This window comes from Mesorhizobium sp. M7A.F.Ca.ET.027.02.1.1 (assembly GCF_004022985.1).
GTDB lineage: Bacteria > Pseudomonadota > Alphaproteobacteria > Rhizobiales > Rhizobiaceae > Mesorhizobium.
In genome coordinates this window covers 20048-27886 of record NZ_RZOL01000035.1, presented here as the reverse complement: position 1 = coordinate 27886, position 7839 = coordinate 20048, and the positions used below count along the sequence as shown (strand labels likewise).

At 63.3% G+C, this 7839-nt stretch carries 9 protein-coding genes; 6 read left to right on the top strand and 3 right to left on the bottom strand.

All coding sequences use genetic code 11. The features are described 5' to 3' along the window. Both EN749_RS06660 and EN749_RS06655 read right to left on the bottom strand, forming a co-directional pair. Nucleotides 1–279: ABC transporter substrate-binding protein (locus tag EN749_RS06660; RefSeq protein WP_245491280.1), on the bottom strand; the 279-nt coding region annotated here is incomplete at its 3' end. A gap of 148 nt (nucleotides 280–427) precedes the next feature. Beyond that, nucleotides 428–1063 carry an RraA family protein gene (locus EN749_RS06655; protein ID WP_128362808.1) on the bottom strand — a complete coding sequence of 212 codons (636 nt, stop codon included), beginning with the start codon at nucleotides 1061–1063 and terminating at the stop codon, nucleotides 428–430. 238 nt (nucleotides 1064–1301) lie between these two features. Here EN749_RS06655 and EN749_RS06650 point away from each other — a divergent pair, with 238 nt between their 5' ends. The 6 genes from EN749_RS06650 (at nucleotide 1302) to EN749_RS06625 (ending at nucleotide 7021) form a co-directional block, all read left to right on the top strand. After that, nucleotides 1302–2078 carry an SDR family oxidoreductase gene (locus EN749_RS06650; protein WP_189367401.1) on the top strand — a complete coding sequence of 259 codons (777 nt, stop codon included), beginning with the start codon at nucleotides 1302–1304 and terminating at the stop codon, nucleotides 2076–2078. Nucleotides 2079–2084: 6 nt separating this feature from the next. Further along, nucleotides 2085–2747 (top strand): 5-oxoprolinase subunit PxpB, encoded by a 663-nt coding sequence (pxpB, locus tag EN749_RS06645; protein WP_128362806.1) that lies wholly within the window; start codon nucleotides 2085–2087, stop codon nucleotides 2745–2747. Then, nucleotides 2744–3724: a biotin-dependent carboxyltransferase family protein gene (locus tag EN749_RS06640; protein WP_127382388.1), complete on the top strand. Its 981-nt coding sequence runs from the start codon at nucleotides 2744–2746 to the stop codon at nucleotides 3722–3724. Before pxpB ends, EN749_RS06640 begins: the two co-directional genes overlap by 4 nt. Continuing rightward, nucleotides 3721–4854 (top strand): epoxide hydrolase, encoded by a 1134-nt coding sequence (locus EN749_RS06635; protein WP_245491278.1) that lies wholly within the window; start codon nucleotides 3721–3723, stop codon nucleotides 4852–4854. Before EN749_RS06640 ends, EN749_RS06635 begins: the two co-directional genes overlap by 4 nt. A 67-nt stretch (nucleotides 4855–4921) precedes the next feature. Continuing rightward, nucleotides 4922–5953, top strand: coding sequence for an Ldh family oxidoreductase (locus tag EN749_RS06630; RefSeq protein WP_128362809.1), 1032 nt, complete (start codon nucleotides 4922–4924; stop codon nucleotides 5951–5953). 42 nt (nucleotides 5954–5995) lie between these two features. Continuing rightward, the gene (locus EN749_RS06625; protein ID WP_128362805.1) at nucleotides 5996–7021 is read left to right on the top strand and encodes a proline racemase family protein; all 1026 of its coding nucleotides are present in this window, start codon (nucleotides 5996–5998) and stop codon (nucleotides 7019–7021) included. A 17-nt stretch (nucleotides 7022–7038) separates the two neighbouring features. On the opposite strand, the gene EN749_RS06620 is transcribed toward EN749_RS06625, so the two are convergent. Next, entirely contained in the window at nucleotides 7039–7812 is a 774-nt protein-coding gene (locus tag EN749_RS06620) for a 5-oxoprolinase subunit PxpA (RefSeq protein ID WP_127809641.1), read from the bottom strand. Nucleotides 7813–7839: the final 27 nt, after the last annotated feature.

Genomic DNA, 7839 nt, shown 5'->3' with positions numbered 1-7839 from the left:
TTCCGAGACAAGCTTGCTGCCTGCGGTCACCGCCTGTTGCGGATCGCAGGCGTCGTCGGCGGTGGTGATAGTGATCTTGTCGCCGTTTACGCCGCCCTTGGCGTTGACGGCATCGATCGCCATCTTCACGGCGTTCTCCATATCCTGCCCTTCACTGGCCAGTTGGCCAGTCATGGGGGCCACGATGCCGATCTTGATGTCGGCAGCCGCGGCCATCGTGGTCAGAGCCAGCCCGGCAAGGGCGGTGGCGCAAGCTAGCCTCTTGAAGGAAACAACCATCAATTCTCTCCATTTTCCCCTGTTGGTGCATCCAGGCGGCGTGCCCGAAATGCATTGTTTCGCCCCTGGGTTAGCTGCGGAGCGGTTATGTTGAGCAGGATCGCCAGCCGGCCACACGATTGTCACCGGCAAGGACTGACCCGGCAGATCAGTGACTGCCGCTTGAAGCCGGGGCATAGGCTCCCTGATAACGGTTCTCCTGGATGCTCTGCATGATCTCGGCCTCGCGGGCTTCCTGCGCCCGGACGGCCGCCAGCAAGGCCGCGGCACCGTCGATTGGAAATGCCACGACGCCATCCTCGTCGCCGACGACGATGTCGCCAGGACCGACGACCATGCCGCCTATGCAGACGGGAACATTTATGGCTCCCGGACCATCCTTGTAAGGTCCGAGATGGATGGCCGACCGCGCGAAACATGGGAACGGATTGCGGCCGATGGCACCGGCATCGCGAATGGCGCCGTCGATGACAATGCCTGTGGCGCCGCGCGAAGCCGCGACACTTGTCATGATTTCGCCGACCAGCGCGCGCCCCTCATAGCCACCGCCGTCGACGACAATGACGTCGCCGGGCTGCAGCAGATCGAGCGCACGATGGATGAACTGGTTGTCGCCGGGGCGGGTCCTGACCGTCAGCGCCCTCCCCGCCATGACGCCGCTCACCCGATGAAACGGCCGTAACCCGACAGCCCCGGGGACACGAGCGAGATTGTCGCTGATCAACGCCGTCGCAAGGGCGCGGAACGCGTCGATCAGTTCGCTTTCCTGAGATCCATCCGCCATCGCCTACACTCCTCGCCGTCGTCGCTTTATGAATATAGTATCCAATCACAATTAATTCAGTGGAGTCAACCGGCTTAAGATGGTTGGCAGAAAAAAGCCAAAAGTGGCTTAGGAACGGCAAACGGCTGCAGAACCGACCCAACAGATCCACTTATCCGGGGCTTGCAATGGCGTCGAAGTTCAAGATAGATTGGATAACATATCCATAAATGCGTAATTGTGAAAAAGGGATTGGGTTGTGAAGCACGCAGGAAAAGTCGTGATCGTCACCGGGGCGGCACGAGGCCTGGGCCTTGCCTGCGCCGAGCGCTTTCATGCCGATGGCGCCAAGGTGGTGCTTGTCGACATACAGGCCGATCGCGGGCGCGAGCATGCCGAACGTCTTGGTGAGCGTGCCGCCTGGCTATCGGCGGATCTCTCCGAATGCACGCAGGAAATGGCAGCTGATATTGTTGCCAAGGCCACGGAGCGATTCGGCGGCGTCGACGTCCTCATCAACAATGCCGGCATCATCCATCTGGACGATTTCGTCGACTTCCCCGAGGAGGCGTTCGACCTGGTTCAGCGGATCAATCTCAAGGCGCCCTTCCTGCTCGGGCAGGCCGCGGCAAGAGCCATGATCGCACAGGGACGCGGCGGCTCGATCATCAACATGTCCTCGATCAACGCCATTCTGGCCATCCCCAATTCCGTCGCCTATGCCGTGTCCAAGGGCGGCATCAAGCAATTGACCGCGGTGATGGCCGTCGGACTGATCCCGCACAGTATCCGCGTCAATGCCATCGGCCCCGGCACCATCCTGACCGACATGGTCAAGAGCTCGGTCATGGCCAGCGAAGCGCAGCGCCAGACCATCCTGTCGCGCACGCCGAGCGGCCGCTGTGGCGAGCCATCGGAGATTGCCAGCGTCGCTTCCTTCCTGGCCAGCGACGACGCTTCCTACATTGTCGGCCAGACCATCTATCCGGACGGCGGCCGTCTGATCCTGAATTATACGGTGCCGGTGAAGGACTGACCGCTCATGGTTGTCGGTACGCCCCACATCAGTGTTGCGGGATCGGGCGCGCTGCTGCTCGATGGAATGCAGGGGGCTTTCAACGATGCCACCCAGGAACTGGTCTGGGCGGTGGCGAAGGCCGCGCTGAACCTCGAAGGGGTGCGCGAGGCCGTTCCCGGCATGAACAACCTGCTGGTGGTGTTTGATCCCCTCGCCACAGACGCCCACAGCGTCGGAGATCAACTGATGTCGCTCTGGTCCGCCACCGATGCCCACCCGGTGACCGGCACGCATCATGCGATTCCCGTTCACTACGGCGGCGCGCGCGGCGAGGATCTCACCGGCTGGGCCGCGCATTGCGGCCTGTCTGTCGACGAGACCGTCAGGCGCCACGCGGCGGCCCGCTACACCGTCGCCGCCATCGGCGCTATGCCGGGTTTTCCCTATCTGTCCGGTCTCGACCCGCGGCTTGCCTGGGCAAGGCGCAGCACGCCTCGCCTCAAAGTTACCGAGGGCGCCGTCATCATCGGCGGCGCGCAGGCGGGTATCATGCCGATGACAGCGCCGTCCGGATGGCACATCATCGGCCATACCGACGTGAAGCTCTTCAAGGCCGAAGCGGAATTGCCCGTGCTGCTCAGGCCCGGAGACAAGATTCGCTTCGCAATTGCAGGGATCGAGGCATGATCGAGATCCTCACCACCGGCCTGCCGAACACGGTCCAGGATCTCGGCCGGCCCGGTCATCTGGCGCTGGGGGTCAGCCATGGCGGCGCCATGGACAAGCAGGCACTGGCGATCGCCAATCTCATGCTAGGCAATGATCCTTCGGCCGGCGGGATCGAGGTCGCGCTTCATCCGTTCCGGCTGCGCGCGCATATCGACACCGCCGTCGCCATCACCGGCGCTGATTGCGCCGTCAGCATCGGCGACCGGCCCTGCCCGCCCTGGTGGGCCATGACGATCCGCGCAGGCGAGACCCTTGTCCTCGAGGCGCCGCGCGCCGGTGCTCGTTCCTACATCGCCTTTGCCGGCGGGATCGATCTGCCGCCCGTCATGGGATCGCGCGCGACGGATGTGAAGGGCGGTTTCGGCGGGTTCGCCGGACGCGGCCTGTCGCGCGGTGACCGGCTTGCGCTCAAACCTGCGCAATGCCGCCTTCCCGCGGGCGGCATCGGCGCAGCGCTGGAGGAGCGACGAGGCGCGGCGGACGCCTTGGCCTCGGCAATCGAATTGCGGGTTCTGCCGGCCGCCGAGTTCGACGCCTTCACGCCGGAGGCCCAGGCGGCTTTCACCGGCAGCGAATGGCGCATCACCAACGACGCCAACCGTATGGGATATCGCCTTGCTGGAGAGACGCTTTCGCTCCTCTCACCGCTCGAATTGCTCTCGCACGGCATCGTACCAGGCACAGTCCAGGTGCCGCCGTCCGGCCAACCGATCATCCAACTTGCCGATGCCAACACTTGCGGCGGCTATCCGAAGATCGCTACGGTGATCGAAGCCGACCTCTGGCGGCTGGCGCAAGCGCCGGTCGGCGCGCGCCTGCGTTTCTCAGCGGTCTCGATAGAAGCGTCGACGGAAGCGCTTCGCGCGAACCGGCAGCAAAGTCACGACTTTATCGCCGCCCGAAACCTTATGGCCGGCGAGCAGAGGACTCCATGAAAATTCGCCCCTTCACCATCGAGATTGCCCAGTCTGAAATCGACGATTTGAAGAAGCGCATCTCGACCTGGCGCGAGCCGGACCAGTTGCAGGCGATAGGCTGGGCGCAGGGAACGGAGCACGAGGAACTGCGCCGACTTATGCAGCACTGGCGCACCGGCTTCGACTGGCGCAAGCATGAAGCCGCCTGGAACATCCATCCGCACTACCAGACGGATATCGGCGGCGAAACCATCCATTTCATCCATGCGCGCGCCGCTGTGGCGACCAACAGAACGGTCATACTCACCCATGGCTGGCCAGGTAGCGTCTTCGAATTTCACAGGCTGATCCCGCTTCTGACCGATCCGCTTTCGCATGGCGGAAGACAGGAGGACGCCTTCAACGTCGTGGCCCCCTCGATTCCCGGCTATGGCTTTTCAAGCCGACCGACCAGGCCTGGTCTCAACCTGTTCACCGTCGCCGACCTTTGGGCCGAGTTGATGAGCCGTCTCGGCTACAAACGATATCTCGCGCAAGGTGGCGATCTGGGCGCCAGCGTGTCGACCTGCCTGGCGCACGCGTATCCAGACAGTCTCGCCGGCGTGCATCTGAACTTCATCCCCGGCTCATACTCACCTCCTCACGATCCAGACCCGGATGGCGACCTGAGCTTGGAAGAACGCGCCTTCCTGGAACGGAAAGCCGGGTGGGCGGATCTTCATGGCGCCTATGCTCATATTCAAGCGACGCGCCCGCAAACGCTTGCCTATGGACTGACGGATTCGCTGGTCGGACTGGCGGCGTGGATGATCGAAAAATTCCGCGACTGGAGCGATTGCGATGGCGATCTGGCCAACGCCGCTTTTCGCGCGACGACATGCTCGCCAACATCTCGCTCTACTGGTTCACCCGGACCGTCGCTTCGTCGATGCGGCTCTATTGGGAAACGCGCGCCCGTCCGCTTGCATTCGCGCCCGGCACGGCGATCAACGTCCCGCTTGCAGTGGCTTTGTTTCCCAAGGAATTGCCGATGCCGCCAAGGAGTTGGGTCGAGCGCGTCTTCAAGGACATCCGCCAGTGGACAGCGATGCCGCGCGGTGGTCATTTCGCAGCCCTCGAGCAGCCCGCTTTGCTTGCACAGGATCTAAGAGCCTTTGCCGGTGGTCTGGATTTTTAAAGGCAGCGTTTGCGCGCAGCCAAGCCCGAAGGCCAGAAATGACCAACACCACGATCACCATCGATGCCCTGCATGAGCGCGTCGATGCAATTTTCCGCAAGGCCGGACTGAACCCCATTCAGGCCAGCGCCATTACAAGGGTCATCGTCGCGGCGGAACGCGATGCCTGCAAGTCGCATGGCATCTACCGGATCGAAGGCGCCCTGCGGACGATCAAGGCCGGAAAGGTAAAACCGGACGCGCTGCCCGAGTTGCTGCCGCAAGACGCTCCCGCCCTCGTCAAAGTGGATGCGAAGCATGGTTTCGCCAACCCAGCCTTCGAATTGGGTCTGCCGGTGCTGATCGAGCGGGCACGGTCGTGCGGCATTGCCGCACTCGCGATCAACGATGCGGTGCATTTTTCCGCCCTTTGGGTGGAGGTCGAAGCTTTGACACAGGCAGGCCTGGCCGGCCTGGCCATGTGCCCGAGCTATGCCACCGTCGCTCCGACCGGTGGCAACGGACCGTTGCTGGGCACCAATCCTTTTGCCTTTGGCTGGCCGCGAGAAGAGCAGCCTCCCTACGTTTTCGACTTCGCGACCTCGGTTGCCGCGCGCGGCGAGATCGAGCTCCACCGCCGGGCAGGCAAGAAGCTGCCGGAAGGCTGGGCCATGGATTCTGACGGCAGGCCAACGACGGACCCCGAAGCTGCTCTGGCAGGCGCCATGCTTCCCTTCGGCGGGCACAAGGGCTCGGCCATCGCGACGATGATCGAGCTGCTCGCCGGGATCATGATCGGCGACCTGACCAGCCCCGAGGCGCTCGAGCTGCTTGGCACCACGACGCTTTATCCGTCGCACGGAGAGTTGGTCATCGCTTTCTCGCCGAAAGCCTTCGCCGCCGGCCGGCCCGGCAATCCGCTGGGCCGTGCTGAAGCGCTGTTCGAGGCGATCTTGGGCCAGGGTGCGCGCCTGCCCTCGCAGAGGCGGTTCCTAGCCCGCGAGACGTCGGAGCGCGACGGTATCGTCCTCTCGCACCAGGAAATGGAACAACTCGATCGTTTTCTCGAACGGGGGCTCGACGCGGTCTGAATCGGTATCGCCAGGGCCAAGACCAATCACAGGAGGAGAAAAATGCGCTGGACGAAAACATTCACGGTCGTCGGCTGCCATGCCGAGGGCGAAGTCGGCAACGTGATCACCGGAGGCGTCAAGGACGTTCCGGGCAAGACCATGTTCGAAAAGAAGGAGTATCTCGAAGCGCATATGGACGACATTCGTGGGCTGCTCTTGTTCGAGCCGCGCGGTGCGCCCTACGTCAACGGCAACATCATCCTGCCGCCTTGCGATCGCTCGGCGGATCTCGGCTACGTCATAATTGAAAGCACGGAATACCCGCCCATGTCTGGCTCAAACACCATCTGCGTCGCCACAGTGGCGCTGGAAACGGGGATGGTGCCGATGAAGGAGCCTGAGACATTGCTGCGCATGGAAGCGCCGGCCGGCATGATCGAGGTGCGCTGTCTCTGCGAGAACGGCAAGGTGAAGCAGGTGGAGTTCACCAATGTACCGGCTTTTGCACTCCACCTCGACACGCATGTCGAGGTGGAAGGGCTCGGCACGATCACCGTCGACACCTCCTATGGCGGCATGACTTTCGCCCATGTCAATGCGCGCGCACTCGGCTTTTCCATAACACCCGACGAGGCCCACCAGATGTCGCTGATGGGCCAACGCATCAAGAAGGCGGTCAACGAACAGCTCGAGGTCGTGCATCCGGAGAACCCGAAGATCCGCGACGTGTCCAACGTGATTTTCGAAGGTCCGATCGAGCGCGTCGACGGGCGCGTGGAAAGCGTCAACGGCACGGTGTGCCTGCATGGCAGGCTCGACCGCTCGCCGACAGGCACCGGCACCACCGGGCGGCTGGCGGTAATGTCGGCAAAGGGGCAGATCGCCAAGGGCGAGCTGTTCTGCAACAGATCGATCATCGGGACCCATTTCGATTCCCGCGTGATCGCCAATACGCGCCTCGGCGATCGCGACGCTGTCGTGGTCACCATCGCCGGACAGGCCTGGATCACCAGCATCGGCCAATATGGCCTCGACCCGACAGACCCTTATCCACGCGGGCATCGCCTCAGCGACGTCTGGTTCTGAAACGGACGCGGCCGTGGTCAGGCCGCGAACGCTCTGACCCTGACGCCGCTCGCCTCCAGCCGTCGCCGAACGCGCGCGGCGATGGCGACGGCTGCCGGCGTGTCGCTGTGGACGCAGATCGAATCGATCGGCGTCTGCAGCATCTGCCCGGAAAGCGTCTCGATGGCGCCTTGCTTGACCATCCGCACGACCCGTTCTGCCGCCTTCTCGGCGTCGTGGATGACAGCGCCTTCCAGCTTGCGCGAGACAAGAAAGCCTTCCTCCGTATAGGCGCGGTCGGCAAAGATTTCGGACCTGACCGTCAGGCCCGCGTCGCGCGCGATCCTGTCCTGGAAGCCGAGCGCAATGGACAGGCAGATCAGGCCGGGATCGACGGCCTTGACCGCGCGCGTCACCGCTTCGGCAACGCCACGGTCGGTCTGGGTAAGGTTGCCCAGCGCGCCATGCGCCTTCACATAGCGGATCGGGTGGCCGGCATAGGCGGAAAGCGCCTGCGCCGCGCCGATCTGGTAGGCGACCAGCCTTTCGATCTCATCCATGGAATGCGGGATGATGCGGCGTCCGAACCCCCACAGATCGGCAAAGCTCGGATGCGCGCCAACGGCGACGCCCTTGTCGCGCGCCATCGAGAACGTGGCCGCCATGATCTCGGGGTCGCCGGCATGAAAGCCGCAGGCCACATTGGCTGAACTGACGATGTCGAGGATCGCCGCATCGTCGCCGAGCCTGTAGGCTCCAAAACCCTCGCCCATGTCGGAATTGATATCGACCTGCAATCCTTGGGCCGCCATGGCGCTTTCCTCAGTGGTTCGAACCGT